Genomic DNA, 24,581 nt, shown 5'->3' on the forward strand with positions numbered 1-24,581 from the left:
TTGTAATTTGCTATTATCGCTTACAACGGTAAATCGAACTAAAATTGTAATTTGCTAACCATTAACTCTAAATAAAATTGAAAAAAAAAGGATTAATTCTCGTGTTTTGTGTGTTTTTTATTTTTCAATCTTGCGGTAGAAAATCAGCTGCCGATTTCAATTCCGATTTTTCATTATTTAAAGAGTATATAGTCAGTTTTACGGGGGGAATTGTCTCTTCAGAATCTGATATTCGGGTAGTTTTGGCTTTCGATAAAAAAGATTGGAAAGTCAATCAGGTTTTAGACAGCGATTTGCTTGATATTTCGCCAAGTGTCGACGGAAAAGTGGTTGCGCTTTCGAGCAATACTCTTGCCTTTATTCCGGAGAAAAAATTAAAACCCGGAACAGAATATCAAGTTACTTTAAACTTAGATAAACTTACCGCAATTCCGAAAGAGAAAAAAAAAGAACTTTCTAAATTCAACTTTACAGTAAAAACAATCAAACAGGATTTTACAGTAAACACGGCAGATATTCAGTCGTATAGTAAACAATATCAATATTTAAATTGTGTTTTAAAAACCGCAGATAATATTGATATCGAAACCGCTATAAAATTGGTTTCCGCCAGTCAAAAAGGAAATGATCTTAAAATTAAATTCGAAAAAAAATCAGGCACAGCCAAAGAATTTAATTTCATAATTGATAGTATTCAGCGTTATGATGAGGCAACAAACCTTGAAATCGAGTATGATGGAAATGATTTTGATATTGATCAAAAAGGGCAATTAGACTATGCAATTTCGAGCATAAATGAATTTAAAATCGTAAAAGTCGATGTTCCCGAAGGAAGTAATCAGTCAGTTTTAATTAATTTTTCAGAACCGTTAGAAAAAGGACAGGATTTTAAAGGTTTAGTTTCGATTCAGAACACCAATAATTTGAAATTTTCTACACAAGGAAATGTACTAAAAGTCTATTTTACGAATGAAGCTGCTGCTAAAAAAGAAGTTTCTGCTCCGGTCGAAGTAGTTGTCGAAGAGACAGCATCTATTACGCCATATTCTACAACTGTTGTAGTTGATTCAGCAGCTGTTGCTGTTGATACGATTAGTGAAGAAGTAGTTGAAGTTGTTCCTGATGAAGAGCCGGAACCTGTTATAACCGGAGAATTGCTTTTAGAAGTTTTTGAAGGTATCGAAAGTCAGTACGGCAAAAAAATGGATTCGAATTATACCGAGAAAATTACTTTTGACCAAATAAAACCAAGCGTTCGTTTTATTAAAAACGGAACAATTTTGCCAAGTTCAAATAATCTAAAATTGAATTTTGAAGCCGTAAATTTAAGTGCCGTTGATGTAAAAGTATATAAAATTTACAAGAACAATATTCTTCAATTTCTTCAATATAACGAATTAAACGGAAGTCAAAACCTTAAGAAAGTAGCACAGCCCGTCGCAAAAACTACCCTGAAATTAAATGAAAGCAGTTTAATAAATCCAAGTAGATGGAACACGTTTGCCCTGGATTTATCTAAAATAATTACGCCGGAACCCGGAGCAATTTACAGAGTAGAGTTTCAATACAAAAAGAAATATTCGCTGTATAAATGTGAAACATCAGATGGAGATCAAAATGAAGAAGAGGAAGAAGAAGTAGATGAAAATGATGTAAACTACAGCGGAAACTCCTATGACGATTATTACTATGATGATTATGAATGGAGAGAAAGCCAGGATCCTTGTTCAGGTTCATACTATTACAATGCAAAAATAGCAACCAATATTTTAGCAACAGATTTAGGTGTAATTGCCAAAAGAGGCGAGAATAAATCGTATTTATTTGCCGTAAATAATATTGTTACAACAGAACCTGTTTCAAACGCGCGAGTTGATTTATATACGTATCAACAACAAAAAATAACAACTGGAGCAACTAACAGTGAAGGAATCGCTTCGTTTCAGCTAGATAAATTCGCATATTTTGCGATCGTGACTTTGGGTGATCAATCGACTTATGTAAAGCTTGATGATGGACTCTCATTATCAGTAAGTAATTTTGATGTTGCCGGTGAGACTTTACAAAAAGGATTAAAAGGTTTTATATATGGAGAACGTGGCGTTTGGCGTCCGGGTGATAATTTGTATTTATCTTTTATTTTAAATGATGCTGCGAATAAACTTCCGAAATCGCATCCTATAAAATTCAGATTGAATGATCCGAACGGGAAAACAACGTATCAAACTATTCAGAAAACAAATGAATTAAACCATTATTCCTTTGTGGTTCCTACAAGTTCAGAGGCACCAACAGGAAATTGGGAAGCCATGATAAGTGTTGGTGGTGCTAAGTTTTATAAGAGTATTAAAATTGAGACAATTAAACCAAATCGTTTAAAAATAAAAAATAACTTCTCCAGAAAGACACTTTCATCTTCTTATCCAAACACCAGTAATCTGGAAGTAACCTGGCTTCATGGTGCAATTGCGAAGAACCTGAATGTAGAAATGCAGGCTAAGTTTTCGCAACAAGCAACAACATTTAAAGGATATGAGAAATTTACTTTTGATGATTTAGTACGCCAATTTAGTACAGAAGAAATTAATGTTTTCTCCGGAAAATTAAATGAAAGCGGAAAAGCAACCGTTAACATCGAACCTAAATTACAAGGTCAGGCGCCGGGAATGCTTCGTGCATCATTTATTACAAAAGTTTATGAAGAAGGAGGAGATTTTAGCACAGATGTTATCTCGACAACTTATTCACCATACAAAACATATGTAGGTATAAAAGCGCCAGAGCCTAATAAATACAATATGTTAGAAACCAGAGCGAATAACCGTTTTGAGATTGTAACTGTTGATGAAAACGGAAGACCAAAATCAGTAAGAAATCTTGAAGTAAAAGTATTTAAAGTCGATTGGCGTTGGTGGTGGGATGCTTCAAATGATAATTTATCAAATTATAATTCTTCGAATGCAACCACTTCATATAAAACTTTTGTAATCAATACAGATTCAAACGGAAAAGGAAGTATTTCGTTTTCTTTAACTGATGAAGAATGGGGACGTTATTTAATTCGCGTTTCAGATGATACAAACGGTCATGCGACAGCTTTGACTGTAAATATAGATTGGCCAATTTGGTCTGGAAAAACGCGTAACAGAGACGCCTCTACAGCCAATATGCTAGTATTCTCGACCGATAAGAAAAATTATGCTGTAGGCGAAAAAGCACAAATATCTTTCCCTTCCAGTGAAGGTGGCCGTGCTTTAATTTCGATCGAAAATGGTTCAAGAGTAGTACAAACACTTTGGGCTAAAACAAAACAAGGAGAAACAAAAGTTGAAATTCCGATCACGGCGGAAATGGCTCCAAACGTATATTTTAATATTACGCTTTTGCAACCACATGCTTCAACTAAAAACGATTCTCCAATTCGCATGTACGGTATTGTACCTATCGAAGTTGTCGATAAAAACACCATTTTGGCACCAACACTTTCGATGCCTGATGTTCTAAAACCAGAGCAGACATTTACTGTAAAAGTAGGAGAAAAAACAGGTAAAGAAATGACGTATACGATTGCAGTCGTAGACGAAGGTTTGCTAGATTTAACTCGTTTTAAAACACCAAATGCTTGGGATAGTTTCTATGTTCGTGAAGCTTTGGGAGTAAAAACCTGGGATATTTATGATGATGTAATTGGCGCTTATGGCGGAAAAATAAATCAAATTTTCAGTATTGGTGGAGATCAGGATTTAGGCGGCGGAAAAGCCAAAAAAGCCAATCGTTTTAAACCGGTTGTTTTGTATTATGGTCCATTTAAATTAGAAAAAGGACAGACAAAATCACATCAATTAAAATTACCAAAATATATTGGTTCCGTTAGAACTATGATTGTTGCAGGTGATGCAAATACAAGTGCCTACGGAAGTGTTGAAAAAGCAACTCCCGTTCGTAGTCCGTTGATGGTTTTGGCTTCATTACCAAGAAAAATTTCTCCATCAGAGAAAGTAACGATTCCTGTAACAGTTTTTGCAACCGAAAATAAGATTAAAAACGTTTCGATTCAGCTAAAAACAAGTGCCGGACTTAAAGTAGTGGGAAGCGCAACTCAAAGATTGACTTTTGCACAACCTGACGAAAAAATGGCATATTTTAATTTAGTAGTAGGTTCAGCAACCGGAATTGCAAAAGTTCAGGTTATTGCGACTTCAGGAAGTGAGAAATCAGTTTATGATGTTGAGATTGATATGACAAACCCAAATCCTGTTACGAGTACTTTTACAGATGTTGTTTTGTCTCCAAACAGTACAAAAACAATTTCATGGAAAACTTTTGGAGTTTCCGGAAGTAATAAAGCAAGATTGGAAGTTTCGTCAATGCCAACCATTAATTTAAATGGAAGATTGCAATATCTTATTCAATACCCGCATGGATGTGTAGAACAAACAACTTCATCCGTTTTTCCTCAATTGTTCCTTAATGATGTAGTTGATTTAGATGTAATTCGAAAAGAACTTATCCAGAAAAATATTGCTGCAGGAATTGCGAGATTAGGAACTTTTCAGCTTTCAAATGGCGGATTACCATATTGGCAAGGAAATACAATTGCTGATGATTGGGGAACTTCATATGCCGGACATTTCTTGATTGAAGCGGAGAAAAAAGGATATGTATTACCAATAAACTTCAAATCAAAATGGACTTCGTATCAACAAAAAGAAGCGAAGCAATGGCGTTTTGAAGTTAAATATGGTAATGATTTAGCGCAAGCTTATAGATTATATACGCTGGCTTTGGCTGGATATGCAGATTTATCTTCAATGAACAGATTGCGTGAAACAAAAGGAATTTCGAACGAAAGTAAGCTTCGTTTAGCCGCAGCATATGTATTAGCAGGTCAAAAATCAGCAGGACAAAATCTATTTTTAAGAACCAGTATTGACAACGAATCGAGTGATTATAATTATTACTATTATGGTTCAGGCGAAAGAAACCGAGCAATGGCTTTAGAGACGATGTTGCTTTTAGGTCAAAAACAAAAAGCATTCTCGATGGCTTCAAAATTAGCCAAAGAAATGTCAAATAATCAATGGATGAGTACGCAAACAACAGCTTATTGTTTGTATGCGATGTCGAAATTTGCAGCTGGTAATGGTCCTAAAGGAATTAATATTCAGTTTAGTAAAAACGGAAAAGCAGAAACAATAAATACTCAGAAAACAATTGCAGACAGAAGTCTGGTTGTTCAAACGGGTTATAATAGTATTACTTTAAAAAACAATAAAAACAATACAATTTATGTTCGCGTTTTAAATACCGGAATATTGCCAATTGGACAAGAAAATGTGATTCAGAGTGATGTTTCGGCTGCTATCGTTTTCAAAGACAGAAAAGGAAGTATTATCAATGTTTCTAAAATAAATCAGGGAACTGAATTTGTTGCCGAGGTTACGGTTAAAAACCAAAGAAATGAAAGCGTTCAAAATGTAGCTTTATCGCAAATTCTGCCTTCAGGATTCGAAATTGTAAATACGCGTTTCACAGATTATGGAGATGCCACAAACAATATTGCTGATTATATAGATATTCGAGATGACAGAACGAATTTCTATTTTGGATTAAAATCCAGAGAAACCAAAGTCTTTAGGATTCTGCTAAACGCATCATATTTAGGAAATTATTATTTACCCGGATTACAATGCGAAGCAATGTATGATAATACATTTCTTGCCAGAACAAAAGGATTCTGGGTTGAGGTGGTGAAGTAGAAAATAAAAAGGCCCACGGGTTTTACGGATTAAACGGATTTGCACGGGTCTTTATATTAGATCATATTAATTTTAATCTGTGAAAATCCGTTTAATCCGTAAAATCTGCGGGCTAAAACTAAAAGCTTTGAAAAATAAATTAATAGCGTTTTCACAACGCATTATAAATTGGGTTAAAAAGAATAAAATAAAATCAGCAATTGCATTTCTGCTCTTGCTGATTTATTATTTCTCTATACCACGAACATTGTTTCAGGAACCATATTCTACTGTTATAGAAAGCAAAGAAGGTGAGTTGCTTGGAGCTAAAATTGCTCGTGACGGGCAATGGCGTTTTCCTGCGCAGGATAGTGTTCCGGATAAATTCAAGAAATGTATCATTTATTTTGAAGATGAATACTTTTATAAACATCCCGGTTTTAATCCCGTTGCGATGGTCAATGCAATTAAACAAAACAGAAAAGCCGGAAAAGTAGTCAGAGGCGGAAGTACATTGACACAGCAAGTTATCCGATTATCCCGAAAAGGAAAAGGAAGAACCTATTTTGAAAAATTCATAGAAATTATTCTGGCAACGAGGTTAGAATTAGGGTATTCTAAAAACGAAATTCTGGAATTATATGCCGCTCATGCTCCTTTTGGCGGAAATGTTGTAGGACTAGAAATGGCTTCATGGCGATATTTTGGCGTACAATCGAATCAATTATCGTGGGCAGAAAATGCGACATTGGCGGTTCTGCCTAATGCACCAAGTTTGATTTATCCGGGTAAAAATCAGATTAAGTTATTAAACAAGCGAAACCGACTTTTACTAAAACTTCAGCAAGAAGGAATTATTGATAAACAAACATATGAGCTTGCTATCGAAGAACCATTACCACAGAAACCGTATAATTTACCTCAAATTGCGCCACATTTATTGCAAAGAGTAGCAAAAGAAGATGAAGGAACACGCGTAAAAACAACAATTGATTATGCTTTACAGAATAGAGTCAATCAAATTGCGAAGTATTATTACAATCAGTACAAGCAAAACGAAGTGAACAATTTGGCGATTTTGGTAATCGATGTTTCAAATCGAAATGTAATGAGTTATGTGGGAAATGCACCAACAGATAAAGACCATCAAAAAGATGTTGATATTATCGACGCACCAAGAAGTACCGGAAGTATTTTAAAACCACTTTTGTATGCTGCAATGTTAGATGATGGCGAATTATTGCCCAATACGCTGATTGCGGATATTCCAACGCAAATTACGGGTTATACACCTCAAAATTTTAATCTTACGTTTGATGGAGCAGTGCCTGCGCACAGGGCTTTGTCAAGATCCTTGAATATTCCTGCCGTTTTGATGTTGCAGGACTTTGGAGTAAACAAATTTTATGAAGAACTGCAAAAATTCAAATTAAGAGATATTAATAAAACTCCCGATCATTACGGATTATCTCTTATTCTGGGCGGTGCCGAAAGTAATTTATGGGATTTGTGCAGAACTTATGCAAATTTATCTTCTACGGTAAATTATTATACTAAAAACAAAGAGAAATACAGAACCAAAGAATTTACGGAACTCAATTACAGAAATGATTTCGAGTCCGATTTTGGCTCAGATACGGATCAGAAGAATGTCTTAGGTGCCGGATCGATTTGGTTGACGTATAATGCAATGGAAGAAGTAAACAGGCCGGAAGGAGATGAAGCCTGGAAGTTTTATGACAGTTCGCTGAAAATTGCTTGGAAAACCGGAACCAGTTTTGGAAACAGGGATGCTTGGGCAATTGGAACAAATTCTAAATATGTTGTGGGAATATGGGTGGGAAATGCAACAGGAGAGGGAAGACCAACTTTAACGGGAGTTACAAGTGCTGCGCCAATTTTATTTGATATTTTTAATTTATTGCCAAGACAAAGATGGTTTCAAACACCTTATAAAGATCTGGATGAAGTTGAGGTTTGTCGTTTAAGCGGTTATTTGGCAAAAGATGGTTGTCCAAAAATCAAGCAATGGGTTTCTAAAAAAGGAAAATCTACTGCAGTTTGTCCGTATCACAAAACCGTTCATTTAGATAAAACCGAAAAATTTCAAGTCAATAGCAGTTGCGAAAGTATTGATAATATAGTAAATAAAAATTGGTTTGTTTTGCCACCAGTAATGGCTTGGTATTACAAAAGTCAGCATATTGAGTATTTGCCTTTACCGCCTTTTAAAGAAGACTGCCAGGGAACTCAAACCACAACAATGGATTTTATTTATCCAAAAACCAATAGTAAAATCTACTTAACTAAGAATTTTAATAGTGAAGTTCAGCCTGTGATTCTTAAAGTGGCTTATTCAGAAAGGGACAAAGAATTATTTTGGTATGTAGATGATGTTTATAAAGCAACTACAAAAACATTTCATGAATTGCCTATTACACCTACTTCAGGAATACATTATATTACGGTTGTAGATGCTTTTGGAAATGAAATTAGGAGAAAAATAGAGATTGTGAGAGAATAAAATGTTAAAAGTAAATTCCAAAACGGGTACTTATTGTGATAATCTTTGTCAAAGTTTTAAACTTTGATAAAGATGGCGCGTGATCTTGTCATTTCGACCGAAGGGAGAAATCACACAAGAAATTCATCATAAAATGTCGATAATCTTTGTCGATCATCTAGTGTGATTTCTCCCTTCGGTCGAAATGACAAAATAAAAAAAATCTTCTTATAAAAACTGAAACCCTAGCCCGGATAGAAGTGGAAATCCTTTTATTTTTTTCTTTAGAAAAATAAAAGATTGAAACGAATAGCTGGAAATTGCTCCAAATAAAAAATATTTTACCACGAATTACACAAATTAGCACAAATTAATTCGTGTTCATTCGTGCAATTCGTGGCGAAAAAAAAATAAAGCGCATAAAAAAACCGCCAGTCTTTCGAGAGGCGGTTTTGTTTTTATTCTGAAATAACATTTCCTTTTTTATCATAGAAATGGTATTCTAAGTACGTGTAAGCGTCACGAGGTATGATTTTCACCCATTTCTTATGTTCAAAAAACCATTTTGAACGTAATGATGGAAAACCTTTACTGAGGTATGCAGCCACAAATGGGTGTACATTAAGTACAACACCCTTGTGGGTTTTTAAGATTCTGTCTAAATCAGATGCGATTTTATCAATGATTAAAATTGGCGCTTCAATTTCGCCATGTTCATTGTTTGGATCTTCTTCTCTAGTTTTAATATTAACTTCTGGTCTTACGCGTTGTCTTGTAATTTGAACTAAACCAAATTTACTAGGCGGTAAGATTTTATGCTTTGCTTTATCGTCGCTCATTTCTTCTCGCAAGAAGTCGAACAAGACTTTCCTGTTTTCAGGATTAGACATATCGATAAAATCAACTACGATTATCCCACCCATATCACGCAAACGAAGTTGTCTGGCAATTTCGGCAGCGGCGATCATATTTACTTCCATGGCGGTGTCTTCCTGATTAGTCGCCTTATTCGAACGGTTTCCGCTATTTACGTCTATAACGTGAAGAGCTTCAGTATGTTCTATAATAAGATATGCGCCTTTACTCATGGAGACTGTTCGTCCAAATGAAGTTTTGATTTGTCTCTCTATATTGTATTTCTCGAAAATTGGAGTGTCATTTGATTGATAAAACTTAACAATCGATTGTTTTGAAGGTGCAATTTCTTGCAGATATTCCTTCGTTTGATGGTACAACTCTTCGTCATCTATCTGAATACCGCTAAAGGTATCATTGAATACATCTCTTAATATTGAAGAAGCTCTGTTGAGCTCTCCTAATACTTTTGAAGGATGATGAGCAGTTGGTAATTTTTTACACATTGCAGTCCATCTGCCAAGCAGGTTCTGCAAATCTTTTTCTAATTCGGCTACGTTTTTGCCTTCGGCTACTGTGCGAACAATAACACCAAATCCTTTTGGTTTGATAGATAGTACAAGTTTTTTTAGACGATCCTTTTCCTTTTTGTCTTCTATTTTTTGAGAAATAGAAACGCGGTCAGAAAACGGAACGAGAACAATAAATCTTCCTGCCAATGAAAGCTCAGCGCTTATCCTTGGACCTTTGGTAGATATAGGTTCTTTTACAACTTGAACTAAAACAGATTGATTGGCACTTAAAATATCAGTAATGATGCCATCTTTGTCAATCTCTTTTTCAAACTGAAAGGTTTTTAGGGAGAAATCTTTTATTTTACCTGCGCTTACAAGTTTTATGAATTTCAGCTGGGAAGCCAAGTTAGGTCCTAAATCGTGATAATGTAAAAAAGCATCTTTTTCGAAGCCTACATTTACAAAAGCAGCATTAAGTCCAGCAACGGGTTTTCGTATTTTGGCAATAAAAATATCACCAACCTGAAAGTTGCTTTTCTCTTCTTCCTTGTGTAATTCAATTAGTTTTCCATCTTTTAATAAGGCAAAATCTACGGCTTCAGAACTAGATCTAATGATTAATTCTTTATTCACACTGTAAATTTTTATCTGTTTTTTCAGAAAATAGAAAATAGAGTATAGAAAATAGATTTAAAAAAATCTAAAATCTATCCCGAAATTTCGGAACTAAATCTAAAATCTTATCTACAGATGGATTAAACAATATTTTTAACAGGTATTGAACCCGGGGGAATGTTAGCAAGCAGTTTGCAGTAGCAGTAAACAGTTTTAAGCTACAGACTGTGACAGTGTACTGAGACTAAATTCCAATTTCAATGAACGTTTAAAAAGAAAAAAGTAGTTTAAAACTACTTTTTCTTTTTGTGACGGTTAGCTCTCGCTCTTTTTTTTCTTTTGTGCGTAGCTACCTTATGTCTCTTTCTTTTTTTACCACTTGGCATATCGTGTCGATTTTATGATTAATTAATAGTATTATTTTGCTTCGTTATTCGTTTTTACTCCTTCCACAAAAACTTTTGCAGGTTTAAAAGCAGGAATGTTGTGTGCTGGAATTTTGATAGTAGTGTTTTTAGAAATGTTTCTACCTGTTTTTTCAGCTCTTGTTTTTACGATAAAACTTCCGAAACCTCTTAGGTAAACATTGTCCCCAGTTTCTAATGAAGTTTTAACTTCTTCCATAAAAGTTTCTACTGTTGCTTGAACATCTCCTTTTTCAAGACCTAGTTTCTCTGAAATTTTCGCTACGATATCTGCTTTCGTCATTTTCTTTCCTATTTTATTTTTATAAATGGTGTACTATTTTTTTGAGTTTGCAAATATAGGAATTAAAAAAATAATTAATCAAGCTAATTCGTTAAATTTTAATTACATAAACATTTACTTTTGTATTCTAAGTATTTTGCAATGAATTTTTCTAACATATTGATAAAATGGTATTTACAAAACAAACGTGATTTGCCATGGCGAAAAACGGCCAATCCATACCATATTTGGCTCTCAGAAATTATGTTGCAACAGACTAGAGTTGCGCAAGGAACGCCGTATTTTTTTGCTTTTACAAAGGAATTTCCTACCGTTTTTGATTTAGCAAATGCCTCAGAAGAGCAAGTTTTGAAACTTTGGCAGGGATTAGGGTATTATTCCCGCGCCAGAAATTTGCATAAAACGGCTCAATATGTCGCAAATGAGTTAAATGGAATTTTTCCGGAGAACTATAAAGAGTTATTAAAATTAAAAGGTGTTGGCGAATATACCGCAGCAGCAATTGCCTCTTTTTCTTATAATGAAGCAGTTCCTGTTGTCGACGGAAATGTATTTAGAGTGCTTTCCCGCTATTTTGATATAGAATCTGATATTGCTGTACCGGCAACTAAAAAAGAATTTACAGAGCTGGCACATCAATTAATGCCAAAAGACAATCCTGCAATGTTTAATCAAGCGATTATGGAGTTTGGTGCTTTGCAATGTGTGCCCAAAAGTCCGGATTGTTCTGTTTGTGTTTTTAATGATAGCTGCGCCGCTTTGCAAAAAAAGAAAGTTTCAGTCTTGCCGGTAAAATTTAAAAAAATAAAAGTGACAAATCGTTTCTTTAATTATTTGATTTTAGAAGATGTCTTGGGAAACACCTTAATTCAAAAAAGAACTGCTAAAGGTATCTGGCATAATTTATATGAGTTTCCTTTATTTGAAACTACTGAAATTGTGGAATTTGATGTTGTTTCAAAAGCAGCTCAAAACGATTTTTTCACTTCTTATACTATATTAAGTATAGAGGAATGTAGTGAAACAACTGTAATTCATAAACTTTCACACCAACATCTTCATATTCAGTTTTGGAAAGTCAAAATTAAAGAAATAATCGAAAACGGATTGAATACCAGTAAATTAAAAACATTTCCTTTTCCTATTGTGATTTATAATTTTATAGAAAAGCAGGAAATAAATTGCTAAAAAAAATGTATCTTTGGGGTAAATACCACTAAATAATTATGAACGGAACATTAAATAAAGTGATGCTAATTGGCCATTTGGGTGATGATGTGAAAATGCATTATTTTGATGGAGGGAATTGCATTGGACGTTTTCAACTTGCCACAAATGAGGTTTATATCAATAAAACGACCAACGAAAAAATAACTTCAACAGAGTGGCATAATTTAGTTGTACGTAATAAAGCCGCCGAAATTTGCGAAAAATACCTTTCTAAAGGAGATAAAATCTATATAGAAGGGCGTATAAAATCGCGCCAATGGCAAGCAGAAGATGGTACAACAAAATATACAACTGAGATTCAGGTAACAGAGTTTACTTTCTTGACTACCAAAAAAGAAACTGGAAATCATAAACCGCATCAGGAATCAGAATCAGCAAAAAACACTAACTTTGATGCGACAAATGAAGGTTTACCAGTAAATGATTTACCTTTTTGATTGTTTAACTAATCTTTTTTAATTTGGACCCGGAGCCCAGTTTATTTTTTAATACCACATTAGACACCAATTTGATAATTGGTTTTGTCGGAATATTTATTTTGCTGTTTCTCTCGGCAATTGTTTCAGGTGCCGAAGTTGCGCTTTTTTCTTTATCTCAAAAAGACATTGACGAAACACTACAGGATAATAATCCGAAAGGAAAAATTATTTCCAATCTTTTAGATAAACCCAAAAAACTTCTTGCAACCTTATTAGTCGCCAATAATTTTTTTAATATTGGAGTCGTGATCTTATTCTCTTTTATAGGACAAAATATCTTTGCGGGTGTAAGCTCACCAGTTTTCAAATTTATTCTTGAAATTATTCTCGTCACTTTTCTTATTTTGTTGTTTGGAGAAGTTTTACCAAAAGTTTATGCCAGTCGAAACAATATAAAATTCGCGAAACGCGTTGCATATCCAATCGTGATTTTAGATAGATTACTCTCGCCAATTAGTTTGCCTATGCGTAGTGTTACGCTATATTTGCACAACAAATTGGGGAAACAAAAGAATAGTTTTTCGATAAATCAGCTTTCACAAGCCCTGGAACTTACAGATTCTGAGGGAACATCGAGCGAAGAACAAAAAATTCTGGAAGGAATTGTTTCTTTTGGCAACACAGATACAAAGCAGGTTATGAGCCCGAGGATTGATATTTTTGCGTTAGAAATATCAGAACCATTTTCAGTCATTTGTCCAAAAATAATTGAAAAGGGATTTTCAAGAATTCCGGTTTACAGAGATAATATCGACCAGATTGAAGGTGTTTTATTCGTAAAAGATTTATTGCCGCATATAGATAAGGAAGAGTTTGACTGGTCATCCTTAATAAGAGAAGCATTTTTTGTTCCTGAGAATAAAAAACTCGATAACTTATTAAAGGACTTTCAAAGCCTTAAAAGCCATTTGGCAATTGTAGTTGATGAATATGGCGGAACATCAGGATTAGTATCTCTTGAAGATGTTATCGAAGAAATAGTAGGCGATATTAGCGACGAGTTTGATGATGAAAATTTAAACTTTTCTCAAATCGATGAAAAGAATTTTCTCTTTGAAGGAAAAATCAACATGAAAGATTTTTACCGAATTGTTGATGTTAATGAAGATATTTTCGAATCGCATAAAGGAGAAGCCGAGACATTAGCAGGATTTATTTTAGAAATTCTGGGTAATTTCCCTAAAAAAGATCAAAAAGTAGCTTTCGAAAACTGTGTTTTTACCATAGAAACGGTTGATAAAAAGCGCGTAAAACAAATAAAAGTAACAATAGATTAAATGTTAAAAAAAACAATTTCAATAGCAACAATTTTACTGGCATTGACTGTTTTAAGTTGTAAAAATGATGTGGTGCCTAAGCCTTCAGGTTATTTGCGTTTAGATTATCCGGAAGCAAAATATGTTAGTTTTGAAAACAATTGTCCTTTTGCTTTTGATATGAATGAAGCAGCGGTAATAAAAGGAGAAAAAGATTGCGGATTTGCGATTACATATCCCAAAATGAAAGCCACTATTTACCTGACTTATAAACCGGTAAATGGTAATATTGAAAAATTGCTTAAAGATGCTCAAAAACTAACTTATGAGCATGTTATTAAAGCAGATGATATATTAGAACAACCATATTTAAACCCTCAAAAAAAGGTTTACGGAATGTTTTATCAAGTTGACGGAAATGCGGCTACAAACTCTCAATTTTACGTCACAGACAGTACAAAGCATTTTATAACCGGATCCGTTTATTTTTATGCAAAACCCAACTTTGATTCGATTATGCCTGCGGCGAGTTATATCAAAAATGACATGCAAAGATTAATGGAAACTTTAAAGTGGAAATAAAACAATTACAGCATAAAAAAAGGGCATTTAGTTTATAAATGCCCTTTTTTATGTCTTAAAAATAGATTCAATTTAAGGGAAATACCTAATTTTAAATAAGAAAACAGCCTGCTTAGCTAAGTCCAACCTTACTTTGTACGCACTTCAATAATCCACAAAGAAAAATAAAATTATTAAAAAGGGTGGGGTAAAAAGTAAAGAGACTTCCTAGTGTAATGAACTTCGTGTAGCATTAGTAGGTTATATTTTTCTAGAATAGCTTTTGTAAAGCGATATCAAAAGTATTTCGGATCTGTCATCCAGGTTATTCCATTATCTTCATGAAATATTGGACAAAGAATTATCTTTTTTTCACCTTTCTCATTAATGATATACCAATCGGTGGTGTCAATTATTAAATCAAGAAATTTTGTTTCTTCTTCAGATAAATTCATATCAGCTTCTTCAACTCCTTCGCCTAGTAAAAGGCTATATCTTATAGAAAATTGTATATAGTCTGCCAAATGTTTATTTTGAGATGGCTCAGCCAAATAATCAAACTTAAACAAAATATCCCCAGAACTTCTCATATCCCAGTTGGTTTCAACAATTGATCCGATATTGAGCTCTTTCCAATACAATTCGAATTTCTTCATTTCTTTTATTTTCTAACAAATATAAATAAAAAAGCACCCAAAATTGAGCGCCTTTTTTATTCTTAAAATCGTTTAATTACGATTTAAAATTTGAAACCTTATATGTTTTTCCGTCTCCCGTTGCCTGAACAACTTTTGTTAGATTATCTGGGTTTTGAACTGTTTTGTCAAATACAACAGTAGCCGTTTTTTTATCAAAATCAACAGTTGCTTTTTCTACTCCGTCAAGATTAGATAATTCTTTTTCGATAGTTTTTGCACATCCCATTGCACAAGTCATTCCTTCGATCTCGAAACTTGCCGTTTGTACATTTTCAGCAGCAATTGCTTTGTGTTCTTTTACAGCTGTGGTTTCTGATTTTATGTTTGCCAAATTTTTATCTTCTTCTTTTTTGCAGCTTACCAATACTAAACCTGCTATGGCAAAAGTGGCTATAATCTTTGTAAATTTCATTGTATGTGATTTTTAATTTGATAGTGATGTTCTTTTGCAAAATTAATAAAAATGAAGAGGTCAGTTCATAAATTTATTACAAATTTGTATCAAAATGGTATTTATGGATGCAAAGCAATTAAAGTGGGCGTATTTATTTGTTCTTTCGCTTATTTGGGGAAGTTCTTTTATTTTAATAAAAAGAGGTTTAGTTGGTTTAACGGCAATTCAGGTTGGTTCGTTCCGCATTATTTTTGCAGCGCTCTTTTTATTGATTTTTGGCTTTAATAGTCTAAAGAAAATTTCGCGTCGTCAATGGAAATTTGTTGCCATAACATCACTTTTTGGAACCTTTACGCCAGCTTATCTTTTTGCTATTGCAGAAACCGAAGTTGATAGTTCAATCGTTGCTATTTTAAATTCGCTTACGCCATTAAATACATTAGTATTAGGAATAATTGCTTTTGGAATCCAGTTTCAAAAACGACAGGTTTTAGGTGTTTTTGTAGGTTTGGTTGGTTGTATGTTATTGGTTTTAAGCGGAGCATCTGCTCATCCCGGACAAAATTATTATTATGTGGTTCTCGTTGTAATTGCAACCTTATGTTATGCGATCAATGTTAATTTAATCAAGAAATATTTGTCTGATTTAAATTCTGTAAGTATTACAACCGGAAACTTTACCGTTTTACTTATACCAGCTTTGATCATTTTAAGCACAACAGATATTTCTCAAAGAATAAGTCTTGATGTTACACAACATTCTATCTTTTTCGTGATGATTCTGGGTGTTTTAGGAACCGGAATCGCAAATGTCCTTTTCTTTAAATTAATACAAATGTCTTCGCCTGTATTTGCAACATCAGTAACCTATTTAATCCCGATCGTAGCTTTCTTTTGGGGATTATTAGATAACGAAATGCTGACTCCAATTCAGTTTTTTGGTGCTTTTATTATTTTAATTGGAGTTTATTTATCGGCAAAAAAGTAACGTTTAATGTTGAGATATTTTTTGTGAAATGTAAAGTTTAAACGATTCCAAGCTGTCACCCTGAGCGAAGTCGAAGGGCGCGCCAATAAGAATAGGCTTCAACTACTCAACCTGACAAAACCGAAGATAATTTATCGATCAAAAATTAATATTTTTCAGGAGCTAATCCCGCTATACATTCCAATCTTTTGTGGCGAACCCCGCCACAAAAGGATTTCCACTTCTATCGGGGCTAGGAGAATCATTTTTATATGAATATTTTTGTTAAGTTTGCTGTTTGGTATTCATTAATTAATATTGTCTAAGCATTTTCAAAATCTTATCGCAAAGTTTATTGATCGAAATCACATACTTCTTGAATAAAAAATTACCCGTATAGTATGGTGGCGGTGTTGGAAACAACCGTAACGCTTTGACGGCGTAGGACATCTAAGTTACGCGGGTTTTATTTTAAATATGAAAATTCTTACTTATTTGGAATTTTTTGGGTATCTTTGAAACCCTGACCTTTAAGGATTATGAATTCAAAAAAAATTTACCCGTGTGGTATGCTGACGGTATTGGAAACAACCGTAACGTTCTTAAAGGCGTAGGACAGCTAAGCTATACGGGTTTTATATTTCCCTAACCTTTAAGCTTATGAGTACAAACACCCTTTCAAAAGAAACAGAATTGAAATTAGCTCATTTTTTCAACAATTCAATTGATCCACAATTCATGGCAAAAACAATCCGACAAGTAAATCATATGCTTGCCTTAAGCTTAATGCGCGATTGTGAAACACTCGAAAACGAGAAAACAAATCTTGAAAACGGTTTTTATTGGTTGAATGAATTAGCAGAAATTCTAAATCCCTATCTGGATGTTGAATGATTAAACAAGAAAGGCTGTCGTAATTGACAGCCTTTCTTGCTTTAAAAAATAATACCTAAATTATGTAGTCCCTCTGGGACATTTTTTTCGTTTTTGCTTTTATTTTTTTTCTACCAATATTAAACTCCTAGCGGAGTAAAAATCATGATTTATTCAATATTAATTTATGTTTATATCTCTTAGAGGTTGTCTCGGTAAAACTGCTAAAGCATTAGATATCATGGTTTACCAAATATTAATTATATTGTTATATTTCGTAGAGCCTCTGAAAAATTGTAAATTGATATTTTTTGTTTTGTAAAGTATTTAATTCAGCTTTTCTATCTCGGATAGATTATATGTTGGTAGAAATAGTATTAAACCGCCCAACATTTTATCCCGTAGGAATTACATTTCTGCGATCGAATTAGATTGCCCTTTGATTCTGCTCAGTTTGATAACAAAAAATGCATAAAAAAAGCTTTGTCAAAGTTCTAAACTTTGACAAAGCTTCTAAAATAATAATCCTAAAGCTTCGGGATAACGACCTAGAACCTTTGCAACTCTGAGTCTTTGAACCTTTTTTATAAAAAATCTTTGTCAGAAACTCCTTCGTTGATCTTAATATCGGTCATTTTAATATCCAATTCAAAACCTACATTCTGTACCAGATTAAAAGGAACTTTGATACCTTTTACTTCTCTATAATCGTTAAAGTTGGTTATTTGAGAAGATGATTTTCCGTCTTGTTCACGAAGTTTACCTTTTGCTGTTTTCAAACCAGATTTTACATCGTAGTAATACGTTGTTTTGCCATCTTTAATTACATAAGCATCGCTGCCATTTATAGGCTCGATTGAGTCAACTTTTAAGTCAGTTCTTTTTTGTAATTGTAATTCTTCAAAAGGAGCAGCGCTGGCTTTCATGTCGGCAAGATCTGCGCCTTCAAGGTTTTTGCGTTGTCCTTGTTGTTCGATATATGCACCTTTTTCGTTTACAACCTGTTTCATTAAATTCATGGTTCCCATTGCAAGAGAAACCATCATTTTGCCTTTAGAATCTAATTTAGAAGTAAAAGTCAAAGGTCCCGGAGCTTGCGGTACAGTTGTAGTTCCGGTCATTGCCAGCGTTTTTGCAGCAGCAACTGCTTTTTCTCCACCAATTGCTTTTAGGTAATTCTCGAAAACAGTTTTAGCCGTAATTCCTGTTGGAGCTTCTTTTTTAGTAACAGGTTTTTCAACCGGATTTCCGTATTTGTCAAAATAGAAAATCGGAATTTGAAGTTTTTCCAGACCAGTAATTACATCAGAACCTTTTCCTGCAATTACAATTCGCATATTGTCTAACAAGAAATACTTGTTGGCAACGCGGTAAATATCATCGGCAGTAACATCGTTTATGGTTTGAATGTATTTTTCGTAAAAGTCTGCCGGTAATTTTTCTGTTTCAATATTCAAAGCATATCGGGCAACAGTTTGTGGTTTTTCGACCTGCATTACAAATCGGCCAATATATCCCGCTTTTACGTTTCTTAAAACTTCCTGAGGAACTCGCTCGGTTCTGATTCTTTTAATTTCTTTTATAAACTGAACTACTGCGCTATCTGTAACCGTGTTTCTTACGGCAGATGAAGCCTTGAACTTGGTTACATATTTTCCTGCTCCAATGCTTGAACTTGCGCCATATGTCCATGCGTTTTCCTCACGCAAATTCATGTTAAGATAACTATTAAAATCGCCTCCTAAAATTTGATTTGCAATTACTGCAGGGAAAAAATCAGGATCACTCATTTTTAGATTTACAGTATTTACTAATGAAATTTCTGATTGCACTGCATTTGGAACATCTACAAAATCAATTTGAAGTTTAGAAACATTCTCCGGATTTGGATATGTGTTTTTTGGTGCGTTTTGTTTTTTCCATCCGCCAAAAAGTTTTTCAACAGCAGCTTTTGTTTCTTTAAATTTAACATCACCAATTACTACTAAGTAAGCATTTTCAGGAACAAAATAAGTTGCATAATTTGTCTGAACATCTGCTAGAGTTACATTTTTCACTGTTTCTTCTGAAAGAAATTCTCCTGAAGGATGATTTTTTCCAAATGCTAAAACATCAACAACTCTGCTTGCAATTGCCGGAACACTTTTTTCATCGGCTTTAAGGCCTTCAATTAATTTTGCTTTTTCCTTGTCAAATTCTGTTTGAGTAAAATTGGGTTGTAAAGCGCCTTCGGCTAAAAGCTCCAGAACACGTACTGAGTATTTAGAAAGTGAACTCGCATAAGCGCCGGATGACGAAAAATTGATGCTTGCTCCGTAAAAATCAATTTCTTCGTTAAAGGCTTCTTTAGTTGTTTTTTTGGTTCCGTTACCAATCAGGCTGCTTGTTAATTCATCAACACCTTTTTTGTTTCCTTCGGTAAAAGGAGCATTATCAAGGGTTAGATTAAAGCTTACTCTGGGTAATTTATGATTTTCAACAACCAAAACTTTCATACCGTTTGCCAAAACAAAGGTTTGAGGTTTTTTGATATTGACTACTGGCGAAGCGCCTGGCTTTGGTTGTGGACGATTTTGTGCTTGCATAATTCCAGTGAGGAATAAAAGGATTAAAATTGTATGTATTTTTTTCATGATTCAATAAGCTTAGTTTTGAACTTTAGTTGAAGGAATGTAGTCTAAAATCAAACGCTGATTTGGGTTTAGATACTTTTTAGCAACTTCTCTAATTTCTTCTCTTGTAATTGAGTGATACAGATCAATTTCTGTATTAATTAAATTAACGTCTCCGTAAAGAAGGTAATAAGAAGCAAGATTTTCAGCAATTCCTTCTACGCTTGCATTGGCATTCACAAAATTATTATCGAATTTGTTTTGTAATTTTTCGTAATCTTTTTCAGAGATCAGATCCGTTTGAATTTTTACAATCTCTTCATCCATTTCTTTCAGGATGTCGGCTGTTGTATTTGGCGCCATTGGCAAACCGTATAAAATGTACATTCCGTAATCTTCCTGACTAAATCCAACAGCTCCAATTTGAAGTGCCATTTTTTTATCGTCGACTATTTTTTTATACAATTTAGAACTTTTTCCATCACTTAAATAAGAAGAGATTAAATCTAAAACTCTCGCATCTCTTGTTTTCATTGATGGCGTTCTGTAAGAAGCAACGATCATTGGGATCTGAATATTAGGATCTTCGTAAGTCGCTTTTATAGTCTGATTGATTGGTTCTTCGACAAAAGTTTGTTTTTTTACTTCTTCACCTCTCGGAATAGGAGCAAAATATTTTTGAATCCATTCTTTGGTTTTAGTTTTGTCAAAATCACCGGCTACGACCAAAACGGCATTATTTGGCGTGTAGAATTTTTTATTAAAAGCCTGAAATTCTTCCAGCGTTGCCGCGTCAAGATCTTTCATGGATCCTATAGTTGTCCAGCGATACGGATGATTTTTGAACATGTTTTTTTTAACCTCCGGAAGAATATTTCCGTAGGGCTGATTGTCGTAACGCATTCTTTTCTCTTCTTTTACGACTTCATTTTGCGTGTCTACACCAATTTTGTTGATAATAGGGTGCATCAGCCTTTCTGATTCCATCCATAAACCAAGTTCTAAGCTGTTTGATGGAAAAACTTCGTAGTAATATGTTCTGTCATCAGACGTATTTGCATTATTTACTCCGCCGTTTGCCGTGACGATTTTCATCCATTCGCCACGTTTTATATTTTGTGTTCCTTCAAATAATAAATGTTCAAAGAAATGTGCAAAACCAGTTCTGTCCGGACGCTCGTCTTTTGATCCTACGTGATACATTACTGAGGTTATGACAACCGGAGCAGATGGATCGTTATGTAAGATAACATGCATGCCATTATCCAGATTATATTCTTCAAAAGCTACCTTTTGAGCATGAGCCACTCCGCCGAGCATTAGTGCTGCACTTAACATCATTATTGAATTTTTCATAAAGATTAATAATTTTTATTTACCTATATTATGTAGGTAGCCAAGAGTTGATTATCGTTACATCAAAATTAACTTTTTTTAATTATCAAATAAGGGTTAAGTCTTATTTTGGTGATACTTTAACAATCATTCCCGTCAGGATATTGTTTTTTGAGAGTTGAAATCCCTTGAAAAACAGACTTTAAAGTGAAATAAATATTTTTAGAATAAGAAATTGCACAGTAAATTATTAATTGTATATTTGCAACCTTAAAAATCAATAAATCAATTTGGTATGTATGCAATCGTAGAGATAGCAGGGCAACAATTTAAAGTAAGCAAAGACTTAAAGGTTTATGTTAACCGTTTGACTAATGAAGAAGGTTCAAAAGTTTCTTTTGACAAAGTTCTTTTATTAGATGATAATGGTAGCGTAACTTTAGGCGCCCCAGCTATAGAAGGTGCTTCAGTAGAAGCTAAAGTGTTACAACACTTAAAAGGAGATAAAGTTATCGTTTTCAAAAAGAAAAGAAGAAAAGGATACAAAAAGAGAAATGGTCACAGACAATATCTTACTCAAATTGTAATTGAAGGTATTACTGCAGCTGGAGGAACTAAAAAAGCAGCAGCTAAGAAAGCAGTTGTAGCTGAAGAAGTATCTACTGAAGAAGTAGAAGCTCCTAAAGTAAAAAAAGCAGCAGCTCCAAAAGCAAAAAAAGAAGCTACTAAAGAATAATAACAATATTTAAACTCATACGTCATGGCTCACAAGAAAGGTGTCGGTAGTTCGAAGAATGGTAGAGAATCAGAATCAAAACGTTTAGGCGTTAAGATTTTTGGAGGTCAAGCTGCTATTGCTGGGAACATCATCGTTAGACAAAGAGGTTCAAAACATAATCCAGGTGAAAATGTTTACATCAGTAAAGATCACACACTACACGCAAGAGTAGCTGGAGTTGTTAAGTTCCAAAAGAAAAGAGATAACAAATCTTATGTATCTATTCTTCCATTCGAAGCATAATCATTAGATTACTTATTACAAAACCCGTTCTGAAAAGAGCGGGTTTTTTGTTTTAAATCAATACTGATTTATAAAATAGTGTAACAATTTCTATAATAATGCAACATATGTTCTAAAGGAATTAACATTCAGTTGAAAGAATAAGGGCATTATGAAATTAACTATTTAAATCAGGATCTATGAATGAAAAAAGATTTTTCAAAATACGAGTATACTTTACAAGTATAATAGCAATTTCTATTTGGGCGCTATTAATCTGGAATCATTATCATGGAGGAGTGCCAAGTCATCATATTCTGAATGATAAAAATTTACCTGAAATTTCGAATTGGTGGGGAGCGCTTTTGCTTCCTTTGCTTTCATGGATTTTGTTTTACCGGATAAAAAAGAGAGCTGTAGAAAATATCGATAATGAATCGAAAGAATCAGATTCTCAGATAAATATTATTTATGGATTTATTGGCGCCTTATTTTCAGGAATACTTCTTTCGGTCTTTTTTACTTTAGGATATGCAAATTTTCCAGCTTATGTACTTTTATTGATTCTGATGTCTGGCTTATTTTTTCCTATTTACAGAGCAGAATATATTCTTGGATTTGTTCTGGGCATGACTTTTACATTTGGTGCTGTTCTTCCAACAGTAATTGCATTTATACTGGCATTAATTGGTGCATTCTTATATCTGTGCATTCGGACATTAATTTTGTATGTTGTGTCGAGGATTCTGTTTGTTTTGGTTTCAAGCGATCAAAAAGAGGCTAAATAGTATTTTGATATTTGATACTACTAAAATATTTATCAGATTATTTATTGGGCTTATTATTTGTATTTTTGATTGAACAAATCTCCAAATTTTGAAAAAAATAGTTTTTCTTATCTTTCTTTTCTGCACCAGTTTGTTTGCAAAAGAAATTCATCCTACTGAACAAATCGTATCATTAAACGAGGATCAAAAAAAGATTTTATACGAATTTGTAATTCTTCAAAAAAACGGTTCTAATGCTAATGAATATTGGCAGCAACACAAGAATCAGTTTTCTGCAATTAATGATACAGTAAGAAATCAATTGGCAAACGAAATTTATGCCCATTCGCATATCTCTTATATTCCTGTAAAAGATTCTGCGGTTCAATTATGGATGCAGACGCAATCACTCACAAATTGGATGTTATATCTGGCGGCGTTTATTGCAATATGTTCTATAATAGGATTGTTGCGCAATTATTGGAGTTTGCTTATCGATATCCTTATAAGGCAATTTGCGCCAATATTCAGGCTTTTATTTTCGGCAATATTGCTTACTTATGAATTGTTGCTGATAGGGATTGCGTGTGTTGTTTTTGGTTGTTATATTGAAGAAATGACTTTAAGAACGGTAGTAATTCATACCGGTTTGTTTTTATTATGGAGTCAGTCAACGGCTATTTTTACCCGCAAATATTTAGTAAAGAAATATATTTTTGAAATAAAGAATAATTTCTGGAGTCGGAATAATTGGGAAACAATAAAAACAATTTGTCTTCCTGCAATAATCGTAACACTGGCACTTTTGTATGTGTTATATAAAAATCCGGATGATACTTTGTATAATTATGAGATCGTGGTTTCTGGTATGGCTGTTATTTGTGCTCTACCGTTTTGGCGTACATTAGAGAAATATATTTCTCCAATACTTGTTCCTTTCGAAGACAGTTATATCGAAAGAAGTATTGATTCGCTTGCGGCTTGTGTTATTGTGGCTTTAATTATCGATGGTTTTTTGATAGCACAACAAAATCCGGTTTTTTCTTATGTGATAATAGCCTTGACAAGTTTACTGATTATATCATTTTTGCTTTTATCGCTGAAACATAATTTCAAATACAATTACAAGAATTATTATTATTTGCAATTGATTACCGTTCTTTTTCTTTTGTTCACTTTGTTTTATAGCTTTTATATTCATTCTGCCGAAATGATTTGGGCATCTTTAATAGGGACAAGCATCTACATTATTATCAAATATTGGGAAATTCCAACCTTTTTTATTAGCTGGAAAAGAAGCAGAACATCAGCTTGGGGATTTTTAGGAATGGCGTTATTATTGTGGTTATTGGCAAAAGGTATTTTGTATGTTTCCGGAATGTTATATGTTTAATTCTACATGTTTTGTCATTTTGACCGAAAGGAGAAGTAATAGAAATTCGATTGGGAATTTCATAAAAAAACCTGTTCGTAAT

Annotated in this window: 18 protein-coding genes; 12 read left to right on the plus strand and 6 right to left on the minus strand. The window is 33.6% G+C overall.

Annotated features, from left to right (window positions below):
• Nucleotides 1-77 precede the first annotated feature (77 nt).
• Nucleotides 78-5,759, plus strand: coding sequence for an alpha-2-macroglobulin family protein (locus tag ASF10_RS02625; protein ID WP_056245040.1), 5,682 nt, complete (start codon nucleotides 78-80; stop codon nucleotides 5,757-5,759).
• Between the two features lie 127 nt (nucleotides 5,760-5,886).
• The gene (gene pbpC, locus ASF10_RS02630) at nucleotides 5,887-8,262 is read left to right on the plus strand and encodes a penicillin-binding protein 1C (RefSeq protein ID WP_056245578.1); all 2,376 of its coding nucleotides are present in this window, start codon (nucleotides 5,887-5,889) and stop codon (nucleotides 8,260-8,262) included.
• A 437-nt stretch (nucleotides 8,263-8,699) separates the two neighbouring features.
• Here pbpC and ASF10_RS02635 read toward each other — a convergent pair whose 3' ends face one another.
• Both ASF10_RS02635 and ASF10_RS02640 read right to left on the minus strand, forming a co-directional pair.
• A complete protein-coding gene (locus ASF10_RS02635) occupies nucleotides 8,700-10,244 on the minus strand; it encodes a ribonuclease E/G (RefSeq protein ID WP_055097045.1) in 1,545 nt (514 codons plus the stop codon).
• 399 nt (nucleotides 10,245-10,643) lie between these two features.
• Nucleotides 10,644-10,934 carry an HU family DNA-binding protein gene (locus ASF10_RS02640; RefSeq protein ID WP_007805026.1) on the minus strand — a complete coding sequence of 97 codons (291 nt, stop codon included), beginning with the start codon at nucleotides 10,932-10,934 and terminating at the stop codon, nucleotides 10,644-10,646.
• A 141-nt stretch (nucleotides 10,935-11,075) separates the two neighbouring features.
• Between ASF10_RS02640 and mutY the strand changes: the two genes are divergently transcribed.
• Genes mutY through gldD form a run of 4 tightly spaced genes read left to right on the plus strand, consistent with a single transcriptional unit; the run spans nucleotide 11,076 to nucleotide 14,481 of the window.
• Entirely contained in the window at nucleotides 11,076-12,122 is a 1,047-nt protein-coding gene (mutY, locus tag ASF10_RS02645; protein ID WP_056245043.1) for an A/G-specific adenine glycosylase, read from the plus strand.
• Between the two features lie 38 nt (nucleotides 12,123-12,160).
• Entirely contained in the window at nucleotides 12,161-12,601 is a 441-nt protein-coding gene (locus ASF10_RS02650; RefSeq protein ID WP_055097040.1) for a single-stranded DNA-binding protein, read from the plus strand.
• Between the two features lie 23 nt (nucleotides 12,602-12,624).
• Complete coding sequence (locus ASF10_RS02655) at nucleotides 12,625-13,920, plus strand: gliding motility-associated protein GldE (RefSeq protein WP_056245046.1); 1,296 nt, start codon at nucleotides 12,625-12,627, stop codon at nucleotides 13,918-13,920.
• Nucleotides 13,921-14,481 (plus strand): gliding motility lipoprotein GldD, encoded by a 561-nt coding sequence (gene gldD, locus ASF10_RS02660; protein ID WP_056245050.1) that lies wholly within the window; start codon nucleotides 13,921-13,923, stop codon nucleotides 14,479-14,481.
• 275 nt (nucleotides 14,482-14,756) lie between these two features.
• Here gldD and ASF10_RS02665 read toward each other — a convergent pair whose 3' ends face one another.
• Nucleotides 14,757-15,116, minus strand: a complete 360-nt coding sequence (locus ASF10_RS02665) for a hypothetical protein (protein ID WP_056245053.1) — start codon at nucleotides 15,114-15,116, stop codon at nucleotides 14,757-14,759.
• Nucleotides 15,117-15,192: 76 nt separating this feature from the next.
• Complete coding sequence (locus ASF10_RS02670; protein WP_056245057.1) at nucleotides 15,193-15,570, minus strand: heavy-metal-associated domain-containing protein; 378 nt, start codon at nucleotides 15,568-15,570, stop codon at nucleotides 15,193-15,195.
• Nucleotides 15,571-15,673: 103 nt separating this feature from the next.
• On the opposite strand from ASF10_RS02670, the gene ASF10_RS02675 reads away from it, so the two are divergent.
• Together ASF10_RS02675 and ASF10_RS02680 are read left to right on the plus strand one after the other, a co-directional pair.
• Nucleotides 15,674-16,540, plus strand: a complete 867-nt coding sequence (locus ASF10_RS02675; protein ID WP_056245059.1) for a DMT family transporter — start codon at nucleotides 15,674-15,676, stop codon at nucleotides 16,538-16,540.
• Nucleotides 16,541-17,179: 639 nt separating this feature from the next.
• A complete protein-coding gene (locus ASF10_RS02680) occupies nucleotides 17,180-17,413 on the plus strand; it encodes a hypothetical protein (protein ID WP_056245062.1) in 234 nt (77 codons plus the stop codon).
• A gap of 563 nt (nucleotides 17,414-17,976) precedes the next feature.
• Here ASF10_RS02680 and ASF10_RS02685 read toward each other — a convergent pair.
• Nucleotides 17,977-20,025 (minus strand): M16 family metallopeptidase, encoded by a 2,049-nt coding sequence (locus tag ASF10_RS02685; RefSeq protein WP_056245065.1) that lies wholly within the window; start codon nucleotides 20,023-20,025, stop codon nucleotides 17,977-17,979.
• 12 nt (nucleotides 20,026-20,037) lie between these two features.
• Nucleotides 20,038-21,360 carry a M16 family metallopeptidase gene (locus ASF10_RS02690; RefSeq protein ID WP_056245068.1) on the minus strand — a complete coding sequence of 441 codons (1,323 nt, stop codon included), beginning with the start codon at nucleotides 21,358-21,360 and terminating at the stop codon, nucleotides 20,038-20,040.
• A gap of 274 nt (nucleotides 21,361-21,634) precedes the next feature.
• Between ASF10_RS02690 and rplU the strand changes: the two genes are divergently transcribed.
• From rplU to ASF10_RS02710, 4 genes are all read left to right on the plus strand, one after another.
• The gene (rplU, locus tag ASF10_RS02695) at nucleotides 21,635-22,075 is read left to right on the plus strand and encodes a 50S ribosomal protein L21 (RefSeq protein WP_055097022.1); all 441 of its coding nucleotides are present in this window, start codon (nucleotides 21,635-21,637) and stop codon (nucleotides 22,073-22,075) included.
• Nucleotides 22,076-22,099: 24 nt separating this feature from the next.
• Nucleotides 22,100-22,360 carry a 50S ribosomal protein L27 gene (gene rpmA / locus ASF10_RS02700; protein WP_035685981.1) on the plus strand — a complete coding sequence of 87 codons (261 nt, stop codon included), beginning with the start codon at nucleotides 22,100-22,102 and terminating at the stop codon, nucleotides 22,358-22,360.
• Nucleotides 22,361-22,539: 179 nt separating this feature from the next.
• Nucleotides 22,540-23,127, plus strand: a complete 588-nt coding sequence (locus ASF10_RS24045) for a hypothetical protein (protein ID WP_056245071.1) — start codon at nucleotides 22,540-22,542, stop codon at nucleotides 23,125-23,127.
• Nucleotides 23,128-23,215: 88 nt separating this feature from the next.
• Nucleotides 23,216-24,499 carry a hypothetical protein gene (locus ASF10_RS02710; protein ID WP_241774886.1) on the plus strand — a complete coding sequence of 428 codons (1,284 nt, stop codon included), beginning with the start codon at nucleotides 23,216-23,218 and terminating at the stop codon, nucleotides 24,497-24,499.
• Nucleotides 24,500-24,581 lie beyond the last annotated feature (82 nt).

Source organism: Flavobacterium sp. Leaf82 (assembly GCF_001422725.1).
Taxonomy (GTDB): domain Bacteria; phylum Bacteroidota; class Bacteroidia; order Flavobacteriales; family Flavobacteriaceae; genus Flavobacterium.